The organism is Streptomyces sp. AC602_WCS936 (assembly GCF_019049125.1).
Lineage (GTDB): Bacteria > Actinomycetota > Actinomycetes > Streptomycetales > Streptomycetaceae > Streptomyces.
In genome coordinates this window covers 43,607-66,365 of sequence record NZ_JAGMUF010000018.1, presented here as the reverse complement: position 1 = coordinate 66,365, position 22,759 = coordinate 43,607, and the positions used below count along the sequence as shown (strand labels likewise).

Genomic DNA, 22,759 nt, shown 5'->3' with positions numbered 1-22,759 from the left:
CTGACGTCACCGCTCACGTCGTCGTCGGGCTGATCCCCCCTGCCCTGAAGACCCACGACCTGACCGGGAGTACGCCCCCGTGGCCACGTTCCTCTACAAACTCGGCCGGCTCGCCTTCCGCCGACGGCACTTCGTCGCCCTGATATGGGTGGCCCTGCTGACGCTCGCCGGCGTCGGCGCGGCCAGTGCCCCGCCCGCCGGCACCACCTCCTTCTCCATCCCCGGCACCGAGGCCCAGAAGGCCTTCGACCTGCTGGAGGAACGCTTCCCCGGCACCGCCGCCGACGGGGCGACCGCACGCGTCGTCTTCAAGGCACCGGACGGCGAGAAGATGACGGACCCCGACAACAAGGCGGCCGTCGAGAAGACCGTCTCCGACCTGGCCGACGGCTCCGAGGTCGCCTCGGTCGCCGACCCGTACCAGGGGAACGCGGTCAGTCAGGACGGGACGATCGCCTACGCCTCGGTGAAGTACGACGTCTCCGGCATGGAGCTGGAGGACTCCACCAAGGACGCCCTCAAGGACGCCGCCCAGCAGGCGCGCGACGCCGGGCTGACCGTGGAGGTCGGCGGTGACGCGCTGCAGGCCGTCCCGCACACCGGCGCCACGGAGATCATCGGCATCGCGGTCGCCGCCGTCGTCCTGGTCATCACCTTCGGCTCGCTGGTCGCGGCCGGACTGCCCCTGCTCACCGCCCTGATCGGCGTCGGCATCGGCGTCTCCTCGATCACCGCCCTGGCCAGCGCCCTCGAACTGGGCTCCACCACCTCCATCCTGGCGATGATGATCGGCCTCGCGGTCGGCATCGACTACGCCCTGTTCATCGTCTCCCGCTACCGCGCGGAACTCGCCGAGGGCCGCGAGCGCGAGGAGGCCGCGGGCCGGGCCGTCGGCACCGCGGGCTCGGCGGTCGTCTTCGCCGGCCTGACCGTCGTCATCGCCCTGGTCGGCCTCGCGGTCGTCAACATCCCGATGCTCACCAAGATGGGCATCGCCGCCGCCGGCACGGTCGCCATCGCGGTCGTCATCGCCCTGACCATGGTCCCCGCGCTGCTCGGCTACGCCGGCCGCCGGGTCAAGCCGGCCGGCGCGAAGGGCAAGCTCCTGGGCCGCACTCGCAAGGGGGCCGACAAGGGCACGGACCAGGGCACGGAGAAGCAGCCCGAGGGCGGGCAGCCCAAGGCCAACCTCGGCACCCGCTGGGCGCGCTTCGTCGTCCGCCGTCCGCTCGCCGTACTCCTCCTGGGCGTCATCGGCCTCGGCGCGGCGGCCGTCCCCGCGGCCTCCCTGGAACTGGGCCTGCCCGACGACGGCTCCCAGCCGACGTCCACGACCCAGCGCCGCGCCTACGACCTGCTCTCGGAGGGCTTCGGCCCCGGCTTCAACGGCCCCCTGATGGTCGTCGTGGACGCCAAGGGCAGCGACGCGCCGCAGCAGGTGTTCACCGACGTCTCCGACGAGATCAAGGGCCTGAAGGACGTCGTGGCGGTGACCCCGCCCCAGCCCAACAAGAGCGGCGACACCGCGACCATCACCGTGATCCCGGACTCCAAGCCGTCCTCCGTCCAGACCGAGGACCTGGTGCACGCCATCCGCGACGCGGGCGCCGACATCAAGGCGGACACCGGCGCCGAGACCCTGGTCACCGGCTCGACGGCGATGAACATCGACGTCAGCCAGAAGCTCAACGACGCGCTGCTGCCCTACCTGGTCCTGGTCGTCGGCCTGGCCTTCCTCCTGCTGATCGTCGTCTTCCGCTCGATCCTGGTCCCGCTGAAGGCGGCCCTCGGCTTCCTGCTTTCCGTCATGGCGGCCCTCGGCGCGGTCGTCGCGGTCTTCCAGTGGGGCTGGCTGTCCGGCCTGATGGGCGTCGAGGAGACCGGCCCGGTCATGTCGATGATGCCGATCTTCATGGTCGGCGTGGTCTTCGGCCTCGCGATGGACTACGAGGTCTTCCTGGTCACCCGCATGCGGGAGGCGTACGTCCACGGTGAGAAGCCCAGCGAGGCCGTCGTCACCGGCTTCAAGCACGGCGCCCGGGTCGTCACGGCCGCGGCGGTCATCATGATGGCGGTCTTCGCCGGCTTCATCGGCTCCAGCGAGTCGATGATCAAGATGATCGGCTTCGGCCTCGCGATCGCCGTCTTCTTCGACGCGTTCGTCGTCCGCATGGCCATCGTCCCGGCCGTCCTCGCGCTGCTCGGCAAGAAGGCCTGGTGGCTGCCGAAGTGGCTGGACCGCGCACTGCCCAACGTGGACGTCGAGGGCGAGGGCCTGCGCACCCTCGGCGACGACGGCAAGGACGAGGACCGGGAACTGGTACGCACCACCTGACCCGCCACCTCTGAACACCTCTGAACACCTCTGACAGGAGGACGCCAGACCAGCCGGTGAGGGCTCCGTGGGGACGGGGCTGCCCTCACCGGCTTCCTCCTTCCCGGGCGTCCCGCACGCCCCGCAACCCGTTCGCATGCGGACTACACGTACCGCTACGGTGCCGCCATGACGACCACCGACGACACCTCCGACGCCTCCGCCGTCCACCCCCGCTTCGCCGAAGCCCTGCGCGCGCTCGGCCTCGGGGACCTGACCGCCGAGGTCCGCCGCTTCCCGGAGGCCACCCGCACCGCCACTGAGGCCGCCGCCGCGATCGGCTGCGAGCTGAGCCAGATCTGCAAGTCGCTGATCTTCGCCGCCGACGGGGTGCCTGTCCTGGTCCTCATGGACGGCGCCTCCCGCGTCGACCTGGAGCGGGTTCGCGAGGAACTCGGCGCCCGGAAGGTCACGCGGGCCAAGGCCGACGTCGTACGGGAGACGACCGGGTACGCCATCGGGGGCGTGCCGCCCTTCGGGCACCGGGAGCGGACCCGGGTGCTCGCCGACCGTTCCCTGCTCGCCCACGAGGTCGTCTGGGCCGCCGCCGGCACCCCGTACTCCGTCTTCCCGATGGAACCCAAGGAGCTCGTCGCCACCGCCGGCGCCACCCTCGTGGACGTGCGAGAGCGTTCCGAGTGACGCCACTGGTCACCGGCGCCGTCCTGCTCGCCGCCGTCACGCACGCCGCCTGGAACGCCATCGCCCACCGCATCACCGACAAGCTGACCGGCTTCGCCCTGATCTCCGGCGGCGGCATGCTCATCGGGCTGGCGCTGCTGCCGTTCACGGCGTTCCCGGCGGCCGGCGCGTGGCCGTACCTGCTCCTGTCCGCCGCGATCCACATCGCGTACTACGCCCTGCTGATGCGGTCCTTCCGGCTCGGCGACTTCGGGCAGGCGTACCCGATCGCCCGCGGCAGCGCGCCGCTGCTGGTGACCGTCCTCGCCGCCGTCTTCGCCCACGAGGTGCCCGACGGCTGGGCCGCGACCGGCATCGTGGTGTCCTGCGCGGGCCTGACCGGCGTCGCCCTGTGGGGGCTGCGCGGGCGCCGGCCCGACTGGGCGGCGATCGGCGCGGCCCTGGCGACCGGCGCGACCATCGCCGTGTACACGGTCGTCGACGGGCTCGGCGTACGCGCCTCCGGTTCGTCCCTCGGCTACATCGCCTGGCTGATGGCCGTGCAGGGCACGGTCCTCCCGGCGTACTTCCTGTACCGCCACCGCGCCGGAGCCTGGACGCTGCTGCGCCCGCACGTGCGGCTCGGGCTGCTCGGCGCGGTGCTGTCCGTCGCCGCGTACGCGCTGGTCCTGTGGGCGCAGACCCGTGCCGAACTCGCCCCGATCGCCGCCCTGCGCGAGTCCTCCATCCTGGTCGGCGCCGCGATCGGCGCCCTCTTCTTCAAGGAGCGGTTCGGCGCGCCCCGGATCGCGGCGGCGGGCCTCCTCGTCGTCGGGATCGGGCTGATGCTGCATACGGGGTGAACGGACGGGTGATGCGTGCGGCGCCTGCGAGGAGCACCCTGGAAGGAGGACTTCCGGAGGTGATCGTCATGATGCACACCGCAGTGGGATGGCATGTCGAGCTGGAGTTCATGGAGGACGACCAGCACACCCGGGCGGTCGCGATGGTGCGGCTCCCCGACGGCACCGAGGTCCGCGCGCACGGCCACGCCAGCCGCCACCGCGTGGACGCCCAGCAGCCGAGGGTCGGCGAAGAGGTCGCCGGCGCACGTGCGTTGAACGAGCTGGCGATGCAACTGCTCACCAAGGCGCACGACGAGATCGACGCCGCGTCGGGCAGGACGTCCCACCCGATCCACGTGTGACACGTATGAAGACACGTATGACACGCACGGGCCGGGGCGGGTCCGTCAGCCGTCCGTGCCGAGCGACGCCCGCACCGCCCGCACCAGCGCCTGCGCCCGCGGGTCCGCCGTCACGGTCTTGCGGAAGCCGTTGGTGACGTAGCCGAAGGCGACGCCGGCCTCCGGGTCGGCGAAGCCGAGCGCGCCGCCGCGGCCCGGGTGCCCGAAGGACCCGGGGGACAGGAACGGCGACGCGCTGCCGTGCAGCATGTAGCCGAGGCCGAAGCGGGTGCCGACGACCAGGACGCGGTCGGGGCCGGACGACTCCTCGGCGCGGGCCAGTTCCGTCGTCGCCGGGTCGAACAGCCGCGCCTTACGGGTCACGCCGTCGACCTCGCCGATCAGCGCCGCGTAGAAGCGGGCCAGCGCGTCCGCCGTCGCGATGCCGTTGGTCGCCGGGAGGGCCGCCGCACGGTAGGCGGGGTCGTTCTGGTCGGGGAACGGGGTGACGGCGGCGAAGGCGCGGCGGGTGAGGGAGTCCGGGTCCGCGTAGGCCTCGGTGACGGCCCGCTTGGGGCGCAGGCGCGGGCCGCTCCCCGACGGTTCGGCCTCGTCGAGGCGCCCGACCCGGCCCGCCCGGCCCGCCGCCTCCTCCGCGGCCGGCAGACCCAGCCACAGGTCCAGGCCCAGCGGGCGGGCGATCTCGTCCGCGAGCCACTCACCGGTGCTCCGCCCGCCCGTCACCCTGCGCACCAGCTCGTCGAGGAGCCAGCCGTAGGTGAGCGCGTGGTAGCCGTGGTCCGTGCCCGGCTCCCAGACGGGTGCCTGCGCGGCGACCGCCTCGGGGCCCCGCAGCGGGTCCAGGGCCTCCGCCGGTGTGAGCGGGCGGTCCAGGACCGGCAGGCCCGCCCGGTGGTTCAGGACGTGCCGGACCAGCAGCCGTTCCTTGCCGTGCGCCTTGAACTCGGGCCAGTACTCGGCCACCGGCGCGTCCAGGTCCAGCCGCCCGCGCTGGTGCAGCAGCAGCGGTACGGCGGCGGCGACGCCCTTCGTCGCCGAGCGCACCACCTGCGCGGTGCCCCGGCGCCACGGCTCGGTGCCGTCGACGTCCCGCGTGCCGCCCCACAGATCGACGACCTTGCGCCCGTCCCGGTAGACGGCGACCGCCGCACCCCGGTCCCCGAGCGCCGCGAAGTTCCGTGCGAACGCGTCCCTGACCGGCTCGAAACCCTCGGCCACCGTGCCCCGCACGTCCACGGCCACGTCCACGTCCGCGCTCACTTCTCCACCCGTCCCTTCGGATCGCCTGCGACAGTGGGTGCAACCGTCGCCGGGCGCCTGCGATTCCTCACCCGCTCGCCGGTACCGACCGCGGGTCGAAGCCGAACGGCAGTTCCAGGCGGTGGGCCCGCATCAGCGCGTCGTCCGACAGCAGTCCGGCCGTCGGGCCGTCCGCCGCGATCACGCCGTCGCTGAGGATGAGGGCGCGGGGGCACAGCTCCAGGGCGTAGGGCAGGTCGTGGGTGACCATCAGGACCGTGACGTCCAGGGAGCGCAGGATGTCGGCCAGTTCGCGGCGGGAGGCCGGGTCGAGGTTGGACGACGGCTCGTCCAGGACCAGGATCTCCGGCTCCATGGCGAGCACGGTCGCCACCGCCACCCGGCGCCGCTGGCCGAAGGAGAGGTGGTGCGGGGGCCGGTCCTTGAACTCGCCCATGCCGACCAGCGCGAGCGCCCGGTCCACCCGCTCCTCCAGCTCCGCCCCCTTCAGCCCGGCCGCCGCCGGCCCGAACGCCACGTCCTCGCGCACGGTCGGCATGAACAGCTGGTCGTCGGGGTCCTGGAAGACGATGCCGACCCGGCGCCGGACCTCCGCCATGTTCCGCTTGTCCACCGGCAGCCCGGCGACCGTCACCGTGCCGGTGCCGCCGGTCAGGATGCCGTTGAGGTGCAGCACCAGGGTCGTCTTGCCCGCACCGTTCGGCCCGAGCAGCGCGACCCGCTCGCCGCGCGCGACGGAGAAGTCCACGCCGAACAGGGCCTGGTGCCCGTCGGGGTAGGCGAAGGCGAGGCCGGAGACCTCCAGGGAGGCGGGGGAAGCAGTCACGGCGTCCATCACAGCATCCATCCCAGCAGACAGACGACCAGGGCCGCACACGGGAGCGCCAGCGCGTACGACCACTGCGCCCGGTCCGCGGTCACCTCGTCGATCACCGGCATCGAACCGGCGTACCCGCGGCTGACCATGGCCAGATGGACGCGCTCGCCGCGTTCGTAGGAGCGGATGAAGAGGGCGCCGGCGGATTTGGCGAGGACGCCCCAGTGCCGGACGCCACGGGCCTCGAAGCCGCGTGACTCCCGGGCGATCCGCATCCGGCGCATCTCGTCGGTGACGACGTCCCCGTACCGGATCATGAAGGACGCGATCTGCACCAGCAGCGGCGGCAGCTTCAGCCGCTGGAGGCCGAGGAGAAGTTCCCGCAGCTCGGTGGTGGAGGCGAGCAGGACGGAGGCGGCGACGCCCAGGGTGCCCTTGGCCAGCACGTTCCAGGCACCCCACAGGCCGTTCACGCTCAGGGACAGCCCGAGCACGTCGACCCGCTCGCCCTCCGCCACGAACGGCATCAGCACCGCGAACGCCACGAACGGCACCTCGATCAGCAGCCGCTTCAGCAGGAAACCGGGCGGCACCCGGGCCGCGTACGCCACCGTCGCCAGCAGCAGCGCGTAGGCGCCGAAGGCCCACATCGCCTCGCGCGGCGTCGACACCACGACGACCACGAAGGCGAAGACGGCGGCGAGTTTGGTGTGCGGCGGCAGACCGTGCACGGGGGAGTGCCCGTGCCGGTAGAGCCGGTGGGCGTGCCCGGCGCCCATCTCAGACGCTCGTGTCCGTGGTGTTGGCCGGTGAGGTGTCGTCGCTGCGCCGCCTGCGCACCGCCCAGAACACCGCGCTGCCCGCGACGACCGTGACACCGACGCCGATGACGCCCGCGAGGCCGCCGGAGAGGCGGGCGTTCGTGATGTCCTCGACGCCGTAGTCGGCGAGCGGGGAGTCGGCGCTCGCGTGCTCCTCGGTCTTCTCGTCGATGCCCTTGTCGGCGGCGACCTTCTCCAAGCCGTCGGGATTGGCGGAGGCGTAGAAGCTGACGAAGCCGGCGAGGACGAGGGAGGTGACCAGGCCGGTGATCCACAGCTTGCGGTGGGAGCGGGCGGCGGCGGGCGCGGGGGCCGCCGGCTCGGCGTCGGAGGTGTCGGAGGGGTCGGGGGCGGCGTCGACCAGTTCGCCGTTCACCCGCAGCTTCAGCCGCTGCTGGAGCCCCCGGGCCCCGTACACGAGGTCGGGGCGTACGGCGATGACCGCGCCGACGGTCAGCGCGGTGATCGCGGCCTCACCGATGCCGATCAGCACGTGCACGCCGATCATCGCGGTGGCGACCTTGCCGATGGCGACGTCGGTGGTGCCGCCGATCCAGTACAGGAACGTGAAGGCGAGGGCGGCGGCCGGGACGGAGACCAGGGCGGCGACGAAGGAGGCGACGGTGACCGAGCGCCGGGTGCGCGGCAGCACCTTCACCAGGCCCCGGAAGAGGGCGTAGGCGACGACGGTGGTGACGATCGCCATGTCGGTGATGTTGACGCCGAGCGCGGTGAGGCCGCCGTCGGCGAAGAGGATGCCCTGCATGAGCAGGACGACCGACACGCACAGCACGCCCGTGTAGGGGCCGACGAGGATCGCGGCGAGGGCACCGCCCAGCAGATGCCCGCTGGTGCCGGCCGCGACCGGGAAGTTCAGCATCTGCACCGCGAAGATGAACGCCGCGACCAGCCCGGCCAGCGGCGCGGTCCGCTCGTCCAGTTCGCGGCGCGCGCCACGCAGGGAGACCGCGATGGCGCCCGCGGCGACGACTCCGGTGACGGCGGAGGTCGGGGCGTCGATGAATCCGTCAGGTACGTGCACGATCCGATGATAGGGACCAGTTGCGAGCCGTTTGCAAGAGCGAGGTAAAGGCTGATCTCACATGTGATATTCGGCTCGAAGGGCGTGAGCCGGGAAATGTGGGACATTGGAGAGGGGTGGAACGCACAGCTTTCGCACAGGTCACAGGTCACAGGTCACAGGCCACAGGCCACAGGCCACAGGCCACAGAGCGCAAGGGGCGATCCGATGTCGGTGGTCGAACAGCACGCACGAGCCCACATCCTGACCGACGCGGACCTCCCGGACTGGGACGACGGCGGCGCGATACCCGTCGTACTGCGCTACGACCCCGACCACGACCCGCGGTCGGTGTGCGTGGCCCTGCCCGCCCGAGGGCGCGCTCCCGCCTCCCGCGAATGGACCTTCCCGCGTGCCCTGCTGGAGCAGGGGCTGCGCGCGCCCACCGGCACCGGCGACGTGCGGGTGTGGCCGTGCGGGCGGGTGCAGGCCGTGGTCGAGTTCCACTCCCCGCAGGGCTGCTCGGTGGTCCAGTTCGAGACCAAGCCCCTCATGCGGTTCCTGCGCCGCACGTACACGGCGGTGGCGGAGCCGGTGGCCCACTGAGCCACCGGCCGCACGCCTCGCCTCCGGGCCGGTCAGCCCGCGTTCTTGAGGAGCGCCGCGACGATCGGTCCCGCGCTCTCGCTGCCGTGGCCGCCCTGCTGGACCACGCCCGCCGCGGCCAGGTCGCCCTTGTACGCGGTGAACCAGCCGTTGGGCTTCTCCTGGTTGTCGACCTCCGCCGAGCCGGTCTTCGCCCCGGCGTCACCGCCGACCCCGGCCATCGCCTCCGCCGCGGTACCGGCGGCCGCCGTGTAGGACATCATCTCGCGCAGCTGCGCCAGCGTGGACGCCGACATGGTGCGGGAGGCGGTGGCCAGCTCGCGCCCGTCGACCGACGGGGGGACCAGGTAAGGCTGGTGGAAGGAGCCGGACTTCACGGTCGCCGCCACGGACGCCATGTTCAGCGGGTTCATCCGCACCCCGCCCTGGCCGATGAGGGAGGCGGCCATCGGGGCGGCGCTCTGCACCGGCACCGAGCCGTCGAAGGTGGGCACGCCGACGGTCCAGTTGTTCATGGAGAGGCCGAACACCTCCTTGGCCTGCTTGGTCAGGTCGTCGTTCTCCAGCTCGGGGGCCTGGCTGATGAAGGCGGTGTTGCAGGAGCGGGCGAAGCTCGCCTTGAAGGTGCCGTCCTTGATCTCGAACTTGTCGTCGTTCTGGAACTTCCAGCCGCCGTAGCTGAAGTACTTCGGGCACGGGTGCTTCTTGTCCATCGACGCCAGGTTCTTCTCGATCAGCATCGAGGCGGTGACGACCTTCATCGTGGAGCCGGGCGCCAGCGAGCCCTGGAAGGCGGTGTTGAAGCCGTGGCCGCCGTTGGCGACGGCGAGGATCTCGCCCGTGGAGGCGCGCATCAGTACCACCGACGCCCGGGCCTTGCCGGACACCTGCTGCTCGGCGGCGGCCTGGAGCGCCGGGTCCAGGGTGGTCTTCACGGTGCCGGGCGTGCCCTCGCTCAGCTCCAGCAGGGTCTTGTCGGAGGCCTTCGCCGCCTTGGACTCCTTGCCGCGGACCACGCGCAGCTCGATGCCCGGGGTGCCGCCGGCCTTCTCGCCGTACTTCTCGCGCAGGCCGTCCAGGACGGTGCCGAGCGAGGGGTACTTCGCGGCGGTGAGCTCCGCGCCGTCCCGGTCCAGCGCCTCGACCGGCGCGTCCCCGGCCTCCCCGGTGACCAGCTTGTCGCCGTCCTTCAGCTCCGGGTGGACGACGGCGGCGTGCCAGTCGACCAGGGGCTCGCCGTCGCCGGGCCCGCGCACGACGGTCAGCGCGCTGTCGTACGTCAGCGGCTTGCTCGTCTCCCCGTGGGCGACGGTCGCCTTCACGGAGAACGGGACCTTGTCCCCGGCCGGGGCGCCCGGGGTGAGGGTGACGTCCTTGACGCGGGCGTCCTTGGTGTAGCCGGTGAGCAGGGCCTTCGCGGCCTCGGCGTCGTCGGTGGCGGCGGCCGCCCCGGCGACGTCGCCGCTCTGCCAGGCGGTCAGGAACCGCTGGGCCGTGGAGGTGACCTCGGCCGCCGTCAGCGGCCCGGACCTCACCTTCTCCCCGGCCGCCGCGGCAGTGGTCCGTCCGCCGTCCTCTCCGCCGGTGCCGTCGTACATCGCGTAGGCGCCGAATCCGGCGCCGGCCACGACCACGGCGGCGACGCTGCCGATCACGGCGGGTCTCGTACTGCGCCGCCCGGCGGCGGCCCTTCTGCTGCCCACTGCGTCCCGTTCCCTCGCGCTGCCCTGTCGGTGGTCCCCGCCGTCGGTGTCGCACTGCCGCGCGCCCACCCCGACGGCGACCACCCTAGGGCGTCCGGGCGGGTCCTACCCGTCCGGTTCAGCCACCGGCGCGCAGCACGTCCGCGACGATCGGGCCGGCCGCGTCACCGCCGTGGCCGCCCTGCTCGACCATGGCCGCCGCCGCGACGTCGTTCCGGAAGCCGGTGAACCAGCTGTCGGACGTGCCCTGCCCGTCGACCTCCGCCGACCCCGTCTTGGCGCCGATGTCGCCGCCGAGCCCGGACATGGCCGCGGCGCCGGTGCCCTGCGTGGCGGTGAGCCGCATCATCTGCTTGAGCTGGGAGGCGGTGCTCTGCGGCAGGCCCTTGGCGGTGGCCAGCTGCCGCCCGTCCAGCTCGGGGGAGACCAGGTAGGGCTGGCGGAACTCGCCGGTGATGGCGGTCGCCGTCACCGACGCCATGTTCAGGGGGTTCATCTGGACCTTGCCCTGGCCGATGGCGTTGGCGGCACGGTCCGGGCCGCTCACGGCGGGGACGCTGCCGTCGAAGGAGACGATGCCGGTCTGCCAGTCGTCCCGGCCCAGCCCGAAGCGCTCCTCGGCCTCCGTCGTCAGCGAGGCGACCGTGAGCGGCTTCTCGTCGATGAGCTTGATGAAGCCCGTGTTGCAGGAGCGCATGAAGGTGTTGGCGAGCGTGGCGCCCTCGTTGGGCTCCATGCCGGTGAGATTCTTGAAGGTCTGGCCCTGCCACATTGCCGAGTCCGTGCAGGGCGCCGGGCCGTTCATCGAGGTCACGCCGTTGTCGATGAGCATCGCCGCGGTGATGATCTTCATGGTGGAGCCGGGGGCGACCGCCCCCTTGAACGCCGCGTTGAAGCCGTCCGCCCGGTTGTTCGCCACGGCCAGCACCTCGCCGGTGCTCGGCTTGACCGCGACCACGGACGACTCACCGAACCGCTTCACGGCCTTCTCGGCCGCCGCCTGGACGCTCGCGCTGAGCGTCGTCTCCAGCTTGCCGGGCTCACCCTCGGCGAGGGTCAGCAGCGGAGTGTCGGGGGCGTCGGCGGCCGTGTGCCGTACCACCAGCTCGACGCCGGGGGTGCCGCCCGCCTTGGCGCCGTACTTCTCCCGCAGGGTGGCCAGCACCGGACCGAGCGACGGATACTTCTCCTTCGTCAGCACGGTCCCGTTGCGGCCGACCGCCTGGATCTGAGGGGTCTCCGACTCCGCGGTGACCAGGGTGTCGCCGTCCTTCAGCCGCGGATGGACGACGGACGGCTTCCAGTCCACCAGCGCCCGCCCGGTGGTCTCCCCGCGCACCACGGTCAGCTCGCTCTCGTACGACAGCGGCTTGGTCGCGCCCTCGTACGACACCTTCGCCTTCACCGTGAACGGCACGCTGGTGCCGGTCGCCGTGCCGGGCGTGATCTCCACGTCGGTGATGTGCGCCGCCTCGCCGTACGCCGTGAGCAGCGTTCCGGCGACCGTGGCGTTGTTCGTGTACGACGCCGCCGTGGCCGCGTCGCCCTTCTCCCAGGCCGTGAAGAACTTCTCGGTCGTCTCCCCGACCTCGTCACCGTCGGGCGGCCCGCTCTTCTTCGCCGTACCGGCGCTCCCCGAGCCGCCTCCGCCGTCCAGCGCCGACACGATGTTGTAGGCGCCGTACCCGGCCCCGCCCACCATCACGGCGAACACGCCGCCTATGACGGCGACCTTCACCCCCCTGCCCATCGGCAAGTCCCTCCCCAGAATCCCCTGAATCCCCGTCAGACCTTCCGCACGCCTTCTTGAACGCGTTCAGAAGCAGTTGTGGGTGGCACTCTATGCGCAGGGCGTGACCAGCGGTACGGATGTTTCCGTTTGGTGGCCCAAAGGAGACCCGGCGGCGGGTGGGCGTTGTTGGTTGCCGGCGTCTACGACCGGGACTCGGCTCGCTGAGCCTCCGACAGACCGCTGACGAAGGCGGCGAAGACGTGGGCGGAGAAGCTGAGGGTCTTACGAGGCGCCTTCGAGTCCCGTACCCCCACCCGCGGGCCGCGGTCGGCGATCTCGACGCACTCGTTGCCCTCGCCGCCGCTGTAGCTGCTCTTGAACCATCGCACGCTCCTGTGCTCGGTCAGGGAAGGCGCTATGCCGGTCATGAGGACAGCTCCTGTCGTGCTCTGGCGACCAGCCGCGACGAGAGGGTGACGTCGGCGGCCTGCGAACGAAGGTAGTCGAACGTCAACTTATAGGCACTGACGTCCTCGGCGTCGTCCAGATACACCCCGCGCCGGCGCATCTCGATGTACACGACCGCCATGGAGTTGAGGGGCTCCCGCTCGTCGTCGCGACCGAGGATCACGAAGTGCCCGGCCCCGGCGGCGTGTGCTCCCGCGCTGAACGGCAGGATCTGGATGTCGACGTTGGGACTCTCGGCCATCTCGTGAAGGTGCTTGAGCTGCTGGTTCATGATGTCGGTGTTTCCCACTGTCCTGCGAAGCACCGCCTCGTCCAGCACCACCCAGAGGTGCAATGCCGGGTCGCGCATCAGGATGGTCTGGCGTTGCATTCGGGCCTCGACCATCCGCTCAATACCGTCGTTCGGACTGCGGACCTCCCTGGCCTGGTGAATGGCGAGGGCGTACTCCCGCGTCTGCAGCAGGCCCGGGATGACCGTGTTCGCGAAGACGTGCTCGTATGCCGCTTGATGCTCGAACGAGACGAGCGGATCCAACCACTCAGGCACCGCGTTGTTGCCGACCCACCATCCGTCGGCCTGCGACTTGGCCACAGCTACGAGCGCTTCACGTTCCTGAGGCGTGGCGTCGCACGCGTCGGCCAAGGCCTTCACCGTTGCCCAGCGGATACGGGCGCGATCCTGCCATGCCTCGTACCGGCTGACCGTTGTGGTGCTGACGCCTGCACGGGCCGCCACCTGTGTCTGAGTGAGCCCGCAGCGCTCGCGCAGTGAGGTCAGGCCTCGTGCGATCTGCATGCGACCGGCCGGACCTGTCTGTGTAGCGCTCATGTCGCATCCCCTCCGCCTGTGAAATGTGCAGCTCCGACTGCATAGTGCCCCGGTCAACGTCCGCGACTGTATGGGCCCTTCTGGGACATCGGACGAGGATTCGAGCCTCGTCACCCACATCAGTGAACTCCCTCCATGGGTCAGCCTTCCATGGGATTCCCATGGCAGTTTTCCCTTGCACCGTTCCTCAGAGGCGAGGAGGCATTGAGGGCATGGCTGGATTCACGCGGTTCCTGATCCGCTGGCTGCGGATGGTGGCCCTACCTTCTGGGCGGCATCGAGCAGGTCGGCCGCCGGCGGGGCGCCCTGTCGACCATTCGGCGAGTGAGCGTGCCGTGCCATCGCCGCGCTGCAGTGCCCCCGCCGCCACTCCCCGTTGGCAAGAGCCCATCGACGGCACGTCCACCCCGCTCGTCCGCCCCTACCTCACTGCGTACGAGCGGGACGAGAAGGCACGTATCCAGCGGCTGCGGCGCGACATCCTCTGGTGTGCGACGTACGGCGTCGACCTCGACACCCGTGACATCCACGCCTGTTCGGCGGCGGCGTCATGAGCGACGGGACGGACTGCGTGCGAATCCTGCCCTGCCCCGGCGTCCATGGGCACACTGCTCTGCTCCTCACGGACGGAGACGGGCCTGTCTCCCGGCTCGCCGACCACATGGAAGCGGTACAACTCGGTCTGGCGGAACGACTGCTCGGCTGGGCGCGGCAAGTACTGGAGAAGCAGCCGCCGAGAACAGGGGAGTTGCGCGCCCTGACAGGCCAACTGACCGACGCGCTCGCGGACGCTCTGCGCGTCGCGGAATCCCGGGGCGCGCGTCTCGGTGGTCCGGGACCGGGCCACGCCGACGGGACCTCACTGGCACTACGTGCGTACGGCCTGCTCACACTCCCGGGCGGGGACCTCGCTTCTGCCCGAACCGCAAGGCACTACGTCCGTGACACGTGCCGGACGTGGAGCCTTCCGGTCGGTACGACGGACGACCTCGTGGCCGTCACCGGCGAACTGGTCGCCAACGCTTTGGAGCACACGGAGAGCCGTACCGTCGCGATCACCTGCGCCCTCGCCGCTGATGTGGCGGCGGTCGGTGTGACCGACGACGGCCGGAGCGGCGGCACACCGGTGATCTCCGCGTCAGCAGGTGTGTCCGAGGACGAGTGTGAAGGCGGGCGAGGGTTGCTGATCACCAATGCGCTGGCCAGTCGCTGGGGGACGAGGCGAACGGGCGGAGGGCTGACGGTCTGGGCCGAGATCGCTGTCGGAGTCACCACTGGCCCCTCGACCGGTTCCGGGTGAGGAAGCTTCTTGCCGAACTGCGAGTCGTTGTCCCACGATCGCCCGGTGGGCTGGGCTGAACACCGGCACCGATTCGCGGGGTCGTTCAAAGATCCACGGCGTGGAACGATGACGACCATGTCAGGTCAGGTTTGGGTGTCACTCATATCGCTGGGCGGTGTAGTCCTCGGCGGGGCGTTGTCCTACCTCGTCCAGCACCGGACTCAGCTCTCGGCGGAACGTGCCGAACAGCAACGGCAGCAGACCTCCTTGTCGGAGGCCCGACGGGCGGAACGGCTGGCGTTGCTGGAGCGGTTCATCGAGGTGGGTGCCGAGGCCGAACGCTCCGCCTTCAGCCGGCCTCCCGAGTGGGAACGCACCGACGACTGGTTCCTCACGACCCAGGACGTCATGAACAGGCTGTGGGTCGCGGAACGGCTCATCCGGATTCAGTTCCCCCTGCCCGTGCACGACGCGGCACGCGCGTACTTCCTCGACCTCAACAAGACGGTGTGGGAAGGCTTGCCGGACGATGCCAGCGTGCGGGACTACCTGGAGGAGAACCGGCTGGCGTTCCTGGACGCAGCCCGCGCGGTCATGAACCCGCCCCCCTCATGACGTGCCTGCCCGGCTACGCCCACGTGTCCAACCACATCCGCGCCCGCCAGGCCTCCATCGGAATCGCTGTACCCGTGTAGAGGTGCCACAAGTAGATGTGGTGCGGATCTTCTTCACGTCGCCACTTGGTCCAGGATCGTCTACGTCGCCTTCGTCGTGGACGTTCTCTCCCGGGCGGTCGTCGGCTGGTCCGCCGCTACTAGCAAGCGGGCCAAGGTTGTCCTCGACGCCCTCGACATGGCCTTTTGGCGCCGAGATCCGGCCGGAACCCCCGCTGGCCTGGGATTGGTTCCTCATTCGGACGCGGGCAGTCGGTACACATCGTTCGCGTTCACGGCCCACCTCCTACAGGCCGCATCGACGCCTCGATCGGCACGGTCGTCGACGCCCTGGACAACGCGCTCACGGAGTCCCATATTGTCCTCTACAAACGGAGTTGATCAAACCTCGCCAGCCCTGGCACGGCCTCGCAGACATCGAACTCGGCACCGCGGGGTGGGTCGACTGGTTCAACAACCAGCGCCTCCACACCGCGATCGGAGACATCCCACCTCACGAGCACGAAACCAACCACTACGCTCAACACCGGCCCCGACCGGCGGCTGGAGTCAACGCATAGAGCCTCCACCGATCCCGGAGCAGTTCAACTTGACGGTTTAGCCACCTCTTCGTTCCGCCGACCTTGCACGGCAGTAAAACGCTGGCTACTCGGCCATAATATCCCTTGACTCTGAGACTAGAGAAGCGCCGATTCCGCGCAACCTGGTGGCTGCATTGTGAGGCGAGTCAGCTAGTTTATAGCGACCTTTATTTTCCTCCAGGGCGGAAACAAGTGGACTGGAAAGGAAGTCCAAGCACTCTTGCACAGACTCTGCTGTTGGGCGGGGGGTAACCTCCTTTCGGAGTGCATAAATGAAGTTCTCTACGCTGATGAACCCAGATGCCATTGGGTCGTTATCGACTGCTTCCTGGAAGGCAAGCGCCAAGATTTTTCCGATTAGCATAGATCGACGCTCAGAAGCGTCGTATTGATCGGCCATCTCGTCCCTATGGGCGTCAGCTCGACTCAATACACTCCGCATGTCACGCAGAGAAATCGGATTGCACGCATGACGCTTCAAGGCGGATACGAGATCGTCCACTTGAAGCATGATGACACCGTTTTCCACCGCCCAGTCCTTCAAGCGGGTCGCGAAATCAGGCCCGATAACTACCGCGTGATCTGCCTTATGTTTCCGCTTATGGTCACGCAGTGCATCGAATTTGACACTCGATTCAGTCACTACTCCGCTGCCGGAGCTTTTGGCGTCGATGATAACGCGGTAGTCATCGCCAGGAGCCAGTTGAGCCACAGCGAGGACGTCTGTTCTTCCCGGTCCACCGAGGTGTTCAGCCTGGAACCCAAGAAACTGAAAAGCTCGGGCGATCGCCTCTTCGAACGCCTTGCTCTCGTTTCCGTCCTTTCCGTACTCTTGCAAGTCATGGACGATTTCGCGGATCGAAGAACTCTGAGGTTCGCCCTGTTTAGGGGCCAGATTATCAACGGGCCCCTCTGTCGTGGCTGATTCGATTTGCAAGCTCAGGAGATCAGAAAAAGCCTTTCCGGCGGCGGTTACGCGGAACCTCTGCCAGTCCACGCGCTCTGCGAGGCCAGCATCTTGCAGAAAACCCAACCTCAGGCGAATCTCCCCATTGGAAGCTTGCGCGTACCCGAAACGCTCCTTTGCTTGCGTAGTGAGGCTAGTCGTTGTCGATGGCTCGTCGATCACCTTCAGAATCTCACCGAAGAACGAGTAGCGCGAATGCAGGTATGCAACGAGGACTTGCTCATTCCCGACATCGGTCAACCAATGAGCGTCCGCGGTCGGCGCAAACACATTGAACGCCACCTGTTCAATCAGGCCCATGTGCCGCAAGGCATGCAAAGTTGACTGGAAAGATGAATGGGTGATCCCCAGTTGCTCGGCGCATGCGTTACGGAAGTGCTCAATGGTGATTCCGTTACCAAGAAGTGAGATCAGGTTTCGAACGGCTTCAGAGGCAGACAGCGAAGACTCATCGCTATCCCGGCTTGTCGATTTTGTGCCTCTTGGGATATATCCAATCAGTGGACGCCGCCCCCGGAGTGAATCCTGGTCCATTCCTGAGGAGTCAGAGAGGTACTGCATGACCTCCGGATCTACGGATGCGACCTCCTCGGAATATGCCACATCTCCTTTAGCCTCTTCAGGTAGACACAAATCTAGCTGGTTAAGCAGAGCTTCTCCTGATGGAGTACGCACTACCTGCGTTCCCCAGAGTTCCAGCATGCCTAGGCTCCGCAGCCAACCTGTGCGTCGGCGGATTTGATCGAGGCTAGACCACGGCAAACCGTAAGTGTCCCGCGCAAGGTTGAGAAGATCTGTTTGTGAAGTGTTCGCCCCGATGCCCTCAAGGAGTTCACCAATAAACTTCACATTGTTGTGGAAATGGATCACCAAGGATTCTGGCTCGGGATTTTCGAGCCACTGCGCTGAATAGTCGCTCGCTGCCCATTGGCCTTCCTTCTCGCGGCGGACGACCAGACCGGCAGTGGAAAGTTGACTGCGGCACAGTTCCTCGCAACGGGCTGAGACTTCTTTCCCCTTCAGGTTTTTCCAAATCAGAGAGGTTTTGCCATTGCACGGCAACTGGCCAAGGATTTGCCGAAGCATGGAAGCCTGCGATTCGATGCCTCCAGAGATGTAGCCAAGCGTATTGGCGCGGTCACGCCAGGGCTTCAAAGGGCTTCCAGCATGCGGGGCCACGTGCAGCTCCTTCAGGGATCGACTCGTGTCGCTTGGAAGGCTAGAGCGCTGGACTGACAGTTGGAGCCCAATCCGATGATTCCGTATCAGATAGCGCCAACTGACCACCATGCAGGGCGGACGGCGTCGAGGATGCGGCTGGTATGTCCAGGTACGCGCCAATCATGGGGGGCAGTGGTTGAGGGGAGCCCGCTGTGAATTTGTGGGGCCACCGACGGGCCGTCTCCGGGCCGTCCGAGGGGGACCAGCGACGGCCGCCAACGACCAACAACGACCATGAGGGCGCGGCAGGATGCCGCGCCTTCATGACGTGCCTCCCCGGCTACACCCACGTGTCCAGCCACATCCGCGCCCGCCAGTCCTCCATCGGGATCGCCGTGCCCGTGTAGATGGGCCAGAAGTAGATGAAGTTCCAGGCGATCAGCAGCACCAGCACGCCCGCGCCCGTCGCCCCCGCGACCCGCCGGGTGTCGCCGCAGCCCGGTCGGCCGATGATCGCCCCCAGCAGCATCGCCACCGCCAGGCACAGGAACGGCACGAAGACGACCGCGTAGAAGACGAAGATCGTGCGCTCCTGGTAGAGGAACCACGGCAGGTAGCCGGCCGCGATGCCGCAGGCGATGGCGCCCGCCCGCCAGTCCCGGCGGAAGACCCAGCGCCACAGCACGTACAGCAGCGCGAAGCAGCCCACCCACCACAGCAGCGGTGTGCCCAGCGCCAGCACCTCACGGGCGCACTTCTCGCCCGCGTCGGCCGGGCAGCCGTCCGAGCCCGGTGAGGGCGACTCGTAGAAGTAGGAGACGGGGCGGCCCATCACGATCCAGCTCCACGGATTGGACTGGTACGTGTGCGGCGACGTCAGGTGGGTGTGGAACTCCAGCACCTGCGTCTCGTAGTGCCACAGGCTGCGCCACCAGTCCGGGAAGAGCCACGACCAGGAGCTGTTCCTGCCGTCGGTCGCCGCCCAGTCGCGGTAGTAGCCGCCGGTGCCGTCGGAGGGGGAGAGGATCCAGCCCAGCCAGGACAGCAGGTAGGTGCCGAGCGCCACCGGCACCGTCGACAGGAACGCCCAGCCCAGGTCGTACTTGAGGACCGACAGGTGCGGCCGGTGGGCGCCCGCGACCCGGCGGGTGCCGACGTCCCACAGCACGGCCATCACGCAGAACGCCGCCATGATGTAGAGGCCGTTCCACTTGGTGGCCGCCGCCAGGCCCAGCATCAGCCCCGCCGCCAGCCGCCACGGCCGCCACCCGAAGCGGAACGTCTCCGCGAGGCCCGCGTCCGGGCGGACCCGGCCGTCGGCGTCCACGGGCAGCGCGGCGGCGAGTCTCCCCCGGGCCCAGTCCCGGTCGGCGACCAGGCAGCCGAAGGCCGCCAGCACGAAGAACATCAGCACGCTGTCCAGCAGCGCGGTGCGGCTCATCACGAAGTGCAGCCCGTCCACCGCCATCAGCGCGCCCGCCAGGCACCCGAGGAAGGTCGAGCGGAACAGGCGCCGGCCGATCCGGCACAGCAGCAGCACCGAGAGGGTGCCGAGCAGCGCCGTCATGAACCGCCAGCCGAACGGGTCGAAGCCGAACAGCAGCTCGCCGAGACCGATGACGTACTTGCCGACCGGCGGATGGACGACGTACGACGCGTCCGTGGGGATCGGGACGTCGCCGCCGGAGTTCAGGATCAGGTCGTTGGCGTTCTTGTCCCAGTTGACCTCGAAACCGCGGTGGATCAGCGCCCACGCGTCCTTGGCGTAGTACGTCTCGTCGAATATCACCGCCTTCGGGCTGCCCAGGTTCCAGAACCGCAGCACCCCCGCGAACAGCGCCACCAGCAGCGGCCCGCCCCACGCCGACCAGCGCACGAGCCGCTCGGCGCGCGTCTTCGACAGGCCGAGGAAGACCCACAGCCGCGGCCCCGGACGCGTGTACGGAGGCACCAGCCGGTCGCGGACGTCGTCGGCCGCGGGCGGAGCCGGGTAGCCGAAGCGGCGCAGCCGCTGCTGCCAGGCCGGCCGCTGCTCGTGCGGCGCCTGGTCCTGCCGGGTGTCCGTGGAGGACGCGGTACTGGTCACCGCGCCATCGTAGGGAACCGCGCTGTGCACGTCCCGCGCATGCCCCGGACCGGCCCCGACGCGTTGCTGGGAGGATGGGGACGTGACTGGAACCCTTGTACTGGCGGGCACCCCCATCGGCGACGTGCGCGACGCGCCGCCCCGGCTCGCCGAGGAACTCGCCGGAGCCGACGTCGTCGCCGCCGAGGACACCCGGCGGCTGCGCCGGCTCACCCAGGCGCTCGGCGTCGCCCCGCGCGGGCGTGTCGTGTCGTACTTCGAGGGCAACGAGTCCGCCCGCACCCCGGAGCTGGTCGAGGAGCTGGCGGGCGGCGCGCGCGTGCTGCTGGTGACCGACGCCGGGATGCCGTCCGTCTCCGACCCCGGCTACCGGCTGGTCGCCGCCGCCGTCGAGCGGGACGTCCGGGTCACCGCCGTACCCGGTCCGTCCGCCGTGCTCACCGCGCTCGCCCTGTCCGGGCTGCCCGTCGACCGGTTCTGCTTCGAGGGGTTCCTGCCCCGCAAGGCCGGCGAGCGGCGGGCGCGGCTGCGCGAGGCGGCCGCGGAGCGCCGCACCCTCGTGTATTTCGAGGCCCCGCACCGCCTCGACGACACGCTCGCCGACATGGCCGAGGCGTTCGGCGCCGAGCGGCGGGCCGCCGTCTGCCGGGAGCTGACCAAGACGTACGAGGAGGTCAGGCGCGGCGGGCTGGGCGAGCTGGCCGCGTGGGCGGCGGAGGGCGTGCGCGGTGAGATCACCGTCGTCGTCGAGGGCGCCCCGGACCACGGCCCCGAGGAGGTCGGCGCGGAGGAGCTGGTGCGCCGGGTGCGGGTGCGCGAGGAGGCGGGGGAGCGGCGCAAGGAGGCCATCGCGGCGGTCGCCGCGCAGGCGGGCCTGCCCAAGCGCGAGGTGTTCGACGCGGTGGTGGCGGCGAAGAACGCGGGGTGACGGGATCCATTTCGGCCACGCTTGACTCGTTCCTGACCTTTCGGTGCCTTGCGCCAAGGGCGTCCCAAATCGGCTCAAACACTCGGCAGATCCGGTGCTTTTCCGCTGGTGGGGGAGTCCACTGGAAGAGACGGCAGCGAGAACGCCGAGCGAGCGGAGGAGCCGGAATGGGCATCAGTGAGAGCACGGCGCGGACGGGGCTGCGCGCGAGCGCTACGGACGTCGTCCACGAGTCCTACTCGTTCGCCTGCATGCGCTGCGGGCACGGCTGGGAGCAGTCGTTCGAGATCGAGCACCACAGGGACGCCGACGGCCACGAGTTCGTTCTCTACGTCGCCGACGGCCGCGTCGTGCCCTCCCCGCTGACCCGGCCGACCTGCGCCAACTGCGACAACCACGTCGTGCGGATCATGCGGCCGGGGCGGGTCGCCTCGGTGCGCGGCGCCTCCCACGGCCTCCACCGGGTGCCGCCCGCCGGGCCCCTGGAGGTGCCCCAGGTGCCGCAGGTGCCGACCGGCCACGTGGTGCCCGAGGCGCCGGGGCCGGGCGCGCCGGGCCTGACCGCCGGACGCGGGCACTGGCATCTGAGCGACCTCCTGCACTCCTTGCACCTCCACCGCAGGGCGAGCTGACCCCGCCGGGACCCGGCCGGGGCTTTCGTAGGATCGGAGGCATGCCTTCGAACGCCTCCGGCCGCTCCGACCAGAACGACGCGCCGCCGCTGCCCGAGCCCCTGCGGGTACCGGTCGCCGACTCCCACACCCACCTCGACATGCAGTCGGGCACGGTGGCGGAGGGCCTCGCCAAGGCCGCGTCGGTCGGCGTCACGACCGTCGTCCAGGTCGGCTGCGACCTCGCCGGCTCCCGCTGGGCGGCCGACACGGCGGCGGCCCACGACGCCGTGCACGCCACCGTCGCCCTGCACCCCAACGAGGCGCCGCGCATCGTCCACGGCGACCCCGACGGCTGGTCGCGGCAGGGAGCGCGCGAGCCCGGCGGGGACGCGGCGCTCGATGAGGCGCTGGCCGAGATCGACCGGCTCGCGGCGCTTCCGCAGGTCAAGGGCGTCGGCGAGACGGGACTGGACTACTTCCGCACCGGCCCCGAGGGCAAGGAAGCGCAGGAGCGGTCCTTCCGCGCCCACATCGAGATCGCCAAGCGGCACGGCAAGACCCTGGTCATCCACGACCGCGACGCCCACGCGGACGTCCTGCGCGTCCTCAAGGAGGAGGGCGCCCCCGAGCGCACCGTCTTCCACTGCTACTCCGGCGGCGCCGAGATGGCCGAGATCTGCGCGAGCGCCGGCTACTACATGTCCTTCGCCGGGAACGTCACCTTCAAGAACGCCCAGAACCTCCGCGACGCCCTAGCCGTCGCCCCGCTGGACCTGGTCCTCGTGGAGACCGACGCACCGTTCCTGACGCCGGTGCCCCACCGGGGCCGGCCGAACGCCCCCTACCTGATCCCGGTCACGGTGCGTGCCATGGCCGCCGTACGGGGCGTCGACGAGGACACGCTGGCGACCGCGCTGGCCGCGAACACCGCACGCGCCTTCGGCTACTGAGGCGGGACGCCCACGGCCGCCCACTCGCCACGCTGAGTACTCGCCCGGCTTTGGAGA

The 22,759-nt window shown here is 69.8% G+C and carries 22 protein-coding genes; 12 read left to right on the top strand and 10 right to left on the bottom strand.

Annotation, left to right across the window (positions count from 1 at the left end; translation table 11 throughout):
- The first annotated feature begins 79 nt into the window (after window positions 1–79).
- The 4 genes from KUM03_RS08545 (at window position 80) to KUM03_RS08530 (ending at window position 4,202) form a co-directional block, all read left to right on the top strand.
- The gene (locus tag KUM03_RS08545) at window positions 80–2,335 is read left to right on the top strand and encodes an MMPL family transporter (protein WP_217246419.1); all 2,256 of its coding nucleotides are present in this window, start codon (window positions 80–82) and stop codon (window positions 2,333–2,335) included.
- A gap of 168 nt (window positions 2,336–2,503) precedes the next feature.
- Entirely contained in the window at window positions 2,504–3,016 is a 513-nt protein-coding gene (locus KUM03_RS08540) for a YbaK/EbsC family protein (RefSeq protein ID WP_217246418.1), read from the top strand.
- On the top strand, window positions 3,013–3,858 hold the full coding sequence (locus KUM03_RS08535; protein ID WP_217246417.1) for a DMT family transporter: 846 nt from the start codon (window positions 3,013–3,015) through the stop codon (window positions 3,856–3,858). The genes KUM03_RS08540 and KUM03_RS08535 overlap by 4 nt, the downstream gene beginning before the upstream one ends.
- 68 nt (window positions 3,859–3,926) lie before the next feature.
- On the top strand, window positions 3,927–4,202 hold the full coding sequence (locus KUM03_RS08530; RefSeq protein ID WP_073729796.1) for a DUF1876 domain-containing protein: 276 nt from the start codon (window positions 3,927–3,929) through the stop codon (window positions 4,200–4,202).
- Window positions 4,203–4,247: 45 nt separating this feature from the next.
- Here the strand turns inward: KUM03_RS08530 and KUM03_RS08525 are convergent, their stop codons facing one another.
- From KUM03_RS08525 to KUM03_RS08510, 4 genes are all read right to left on the bottom strand, one after another.
- Window positions 4,248–5,438: a serine hydrolase domain-containing protein gene (locus tag KUM03_RS08525; RefSeq protein ID WP_217246435.1), complete on the bottom strand. Its 1,191-nt coding sequence runs from the start codon at window positions 5,436–5,438 to the stop codon at window positions 4,248–4,250.
- A 91-nt stretch (window positions 5,439–5,529) separates the two neighbouring features.
- Window positions 5,530–6,297: an energy-coupling factor ABC transporter ATP-binding protein gene (locus KUM03_RS08520; protein WP_217246416.1), complete on the bottom strand. Its 768-nt coding sequence runs from the start codon at window positions 6,295–6,297 to the stop codon at window positions 5,530–5,532.
- The gene (cbiQ, locus tag KUM03_RS08515; RefSeq protein ID WP_217246415.1) at window positions 6,297–7,058 is read right to left on the bottom strand and encodes a cobalt ECF transporter T component CbiQ; all 762 of its coding nucleotides are present in this window, start codon (window positions 7,056–7,058) and stop codon (window positions 6,297–6,299) included. Before cbiQ ends, KUM03_RS08520 begins: the two co-directional genes overlap by 1 nt.
- 1 nt (window position 7,059) lies before the next feature.
- The gene (locus KUM03_RS08510) at window positions 7,060–8,142 is read right to left on the bottom strand and encodes an energy-coupling factor ABC transporter permease (RefSeq protein ID WP_217246414.1); all 1,083 of its coding nucleotides are present in this window, start codon (window positions 8,140–8,142) and stop codon (window positions 7,060–7,062) included.
- Window positions 8,143–8,349: 207 nt separating this feature from the next.
- Between KUM03_RS08510 and KUM03_RS08505 the strand changes: the two genes are divergently transcribed.
- The gene (locus KUM03_RS08505; RefSeq protein WP_217246413.1) at window positions 8,350–8,727 is read left to right on the top strand and encodes an SsgA family sporulation/cell division regulator; all 378 of its coding nucleotides are present in this window, start codon (window positions 8,350–8,352) and stop codon (window positions 8,725–8,727) included.
- Between the two features lie 32 nt (window positions 8,728–8,759).
- Here KUM03_RS08505 and KUM03_RS08500 read toward each other — a convergent pair whose 3' ends face one another.
- The 4 genes from KUM03_RS08500 to KUM03_RS08485 all read right to left on the bottom strand — a co-directional run bounded on the left by KUM03_RS08500 (window position 8,760) and on the right by KUM03_RS08485 (window position 13,459).
- Window positions 8,760–10,382 (bottom strand): penicillin-binding transpeptidase domain-containing protein, encoded by a 1,623-nt coding sequence (locus tag KUM03_RS08500; protein ID WP_374225283.1) that lies wholly within the window; start codon window positions 10,380–10,382, stop codon window positions 8,760–8,762.
- 166 nt (window positions 10,383–10,548) lie between these two features.
- On the bottom strand, window positions 10,549–12,180 hold the full coding sequence (locus KUM03_RS08495; protein ID WP_217246411.1) for a penicillin-binding transpeptidase domain-containing protein: 1,632 nt from the start codon (window positions 12,178–12,180) through the stop codon (window positions 10,549–10,551).
- Window positions 12,181–12,362: 182 nt separating this feature from the next.
- Window positions 12,363–12,590, bottom strand: a complete 228-nt coding sequence (locus tag KUM03_RS08490; RefSeq protein WP_217246410.1) for a DUF397 domain-containing protein — start codon at window positions 12,588–12,590, stop codon at window positions 12,363–12,365.
- Complete coding sequence (locus KUM03_RS08485) at window positions 12,587–13,459, bottom strand: helix-turn-helix transcriptional regulator (RefSeq protein WP_254399030.1); 873 nt, start codon at window positions 13,457–13,459, stop codon at window positions 12,587–12,589. The genes KUM03_RS08490 and KUM03_RS08485 overlap by 4 nt, the downstream gene beginning before the upstream one ends.
- Before the next feature lie 335 nt (window positions 13,460–13,794).
- On the opposite strand from KUM03_RS08485, the gene KUM03_RS08480 reads away from it, so the two are divergent.
- From KUM03_RS08480 to KUM03_RS39185, 4 genes are all read left to right on the top strand, one after another.
- The gene (locus tag KUM03_RS08480; protein ID WP_217246437.1) at window positions 13,795–14,013 is read left to right on the top strand and encodes a hypothetical protein; all 219 of its coding nucleotides are present in this window, start codon (window positions 13,795–13,797) and stop codon (window positions 14,011–14,013) included.
- Complete coding sequence (locus KUM03_RS08475) at window positions 14,010–14,759, top strand: ATP-binding protein (protein WP_217246409.1); 750 nt, start codon at window positions 14,010–14,012, stop codon at window positions 14,757–14,759. The genes KUM03_RS08480 and KUM03_RS08475 overlap by 4 nt, the downstream gene beginning before the upstream one ends.
- A gap of 108 nt (window positions 14,760–14,867) precedes the next feature.
- Window positions 14,868–15,356 (top strand): hypothetical protein, encoded by a 489-nt coding sequence (locus KUM03_RS08470; protein WP_217246408.1) that lies wholly within the window; start codon window positions 14,868–14,870, stop codon window positions 15,354–15,356.
- A gap of 66 nt (window positions 15,357–15,422) precedes the next feature.
- Window positions 15,423–16,016 carry a DDE-type integrase/transposase/recombinase gene (locus KUM03_RS39185; RefSeq protein WP_217246433.1) on the top strand — a complete coding sequence of 198 codons (594 nt, stop codon included), beginning with the start codon at window positions 15,423–15,425 and terminating at the stop codon, window positions 16,014–16,016.
- Window positions 16,017–16,060: 44 nt separating this feature from the next.
- Here the strand turns inward: KUM03_RS39185 and KUM03_RS08460 are convergent, their stop codons facing one another.
- Together KUM03_RS08460 and KUM03_RS08455 are read right to left on the bottom strand one after the other, a co-directional pair.
- Window positions 16,061–18,118 (bottom strand): restriction endonuclease, encoded by a 2,058-nt coding sequence (locus KUM03_RS08460; protein WP_217246407.1) that lies wholly within the window; start codon window positions 18,116–18,118, stop codon window positions 16,061–16,063.
- A 346-nt stretch (window positions 18,119–18,464) separates the two neighbouring features.
- Window positions 18,465–20,210, bottom strand: a complete 1,746-nt coding sequence (locus KUM03_RS08455; RefSeq protein WP_217246406.1) for a dolichyl-phosphate-mannose--protein mannosyltransferase — start codon at window positions 20,208–20,210, stop codon at window positions 18,465–18,467.
- 82 nt (window positions 20,211–20,292) lie between these two features.
- Here KUM03_RS08455 and rsmI point away from each other — a divergent pair, with 82 nt between their 5' ends.
- From rsmI to KUM03_RS08440, 3 genes are all read left to right on the top strand, one after another.
- Window positions 20,293–21,138, top strand: coding sequence for a 16S rRNA (cytidine(1402)-2'-O)-methyltransferase (gene rsmI / locus KUM03_RS08450; RefSeq protein WP_217246405.1), 846 nt, complete (start codon window positions 20,293–20,295; stop codon window positions 21,136–21,138).
- Window positions 21,139–21,305: 167 nt separating this feature from the next.
- The gene (locus tag KUM03_RS08445) at window positions 21,306–21,770 is read left to right on the top strand and encodes a hypothetical protein (protein ID WP_217246404.1); all 465 of its coding nucleotides are present in this window, start codon (window positions 21,306–21,308) and stop codon (window positions 21,768–21,770) included.
- A 41-nt stretch (window positions 21,771–21,811) separates the two neighbouring features.
- A complete protein-coding gene (locus tag KUM03_RS08440) occupies window positions 21,812–22,702 on the top strand; it encodes a TatD family hydrolase (protein ID WP_217246403.1) in 891 nt (296 codons plus the stop codon).
- Window positions 22,703–22,759 lie beyond the last annotated feature (57 nt).